This is a genomic window from Flavobacterium sp. HJJ (assembly GCF_015351475.1).
Classification (GTDB): domain Bacteria; phylum Bacteroidota; class Bacteroidia; order Flavobacteriales; family Flavobacteriaceae; genus Flavobacterium; species Flavobacterium marginilacus.
Map to the genome: position 1 here is coordinate 1 of NZ_JADKPR010000063.1, position 1,328 is coordinate 1,328.

A 1,328-nucleotide genomic window follows, 5' to 3' on the forward strand; every position below is an offset into this window, starting at 1 on the left:
GTTCCCTTGCTACAAGAGGCTTGGGATTAAATTAAGCCTTGTTTTCGGATTTGCCAAAACATTCCAAATACAAGACCATTTTTAAATTTAGCCAAATGCCCAAATCTATTGTAGCAAGTGTTAGTGGCTGGTATTATATTCAATTTGTTTTCGTTCAATAAATTTTTTCACTTCTGTTATTGATAAATAATCATCATCATTTAGATAGCAGTAAAAACAATCTTTGTTCAGTTTGGCTAAAGTAATAATTAATTTTTCTTCTTCTTTTTTATCGATTTTTTCTAACCATAAAAATTCAAATATTCCCTCAGCAAGTTTTTGCTCAATATTGTATTCATTTTCTACTTTTAGTTTATTAATCATTGACTCGATTGCTTTTGCGAGTTCAGCCATTTCAATGTCATTTCCATATTCTTCTACAAAGTAGCAAAGAATTTCAGACGACCAAAATTGGGTATCTAAATCCTCTGAATTTATATTTTTTATCAGTTGTTTGAGTAATAATTCATCTTTAACTTTCTCTACAATTGTTATTTCGTTATAATCGAATCGTTTAATTAGGTTTTTGTTTTCAAAACTGAATTGAACTTTCCAGCCAATATTATTTTCATTGATTTCTTGAAGAATAATTCCTTCTTCTGATGTTGAATTTAGTATTGCTTTTTGTCCAGTATAGTTCATTTTTGCAGATTTTTGAGATACTTGCCACTAACGTTTCGCGGCTATGCGAAGTGCCTTCTCTTTGCCGCTTCACTAATAATAGCTAAAATAGCCAAATTTTTCAATTTGTACTATTTTATCCAAAAAAAGCGGAAGGCATTTCTCATAGCCGCTGTTGGGAGTAGTTACTGACTTATACACAATCCATATTTTAATCAGTAACGGAGTTGGATAGACTACTCCTGTCTTTTTCTTTCTACACAATCCAAATCAATGAAACCAATTATTTATTGCGCTTAGCAAGCCTGCTAGGCGAAGTCAATAATAGGGGTTTTTGGGCGCTGTTTTTTTGGGATGTTTAAGTTTTCGAAAGTAAATTCTTGACTTTGTCATTTATTTTCGATAACTTCGCCAAGTCTTTTACGTTGTCAAACGTATTGAAAGTGAACTTTCTACGATTCCCAATCGAAAGACTTGAAGCCTAAATGCTTTATCCTTTAAACATCCCAAAAAAATATCCCGAAAATTTATTGTGCAAGAAACTCCGTAGTCTACTGCCAATTACTCCCAACGTGTTGCTACTACAGCGGGTTTGGGATTAAATTAAGACTATTTTTCGGATTTGCCAAATCTTTCCAAATACAAAACCATTATTCCATTAAGCCGAT

Annotated in this window: 1 protein-coding gene; it reads right to left on the reverse strand. The window is 32.2% G+C overall.

What is annotated here, in order from left to right:
• Nucleotides 1-120: 120 nt before the first annotated feature.
• Nucleotides 121-681 (reverse strand): hypothetical protein, encoded by a 561-nt coding sequence (locus tag IRZ80_RS20715; RefSeq protein WP_194644258.1) that lies wholly within the window; start codon nucleotides 679-681, stop codon nucleotides 121-123.
• Nucleotides 682-1,328: the final 647 nt, after the last annotated feature.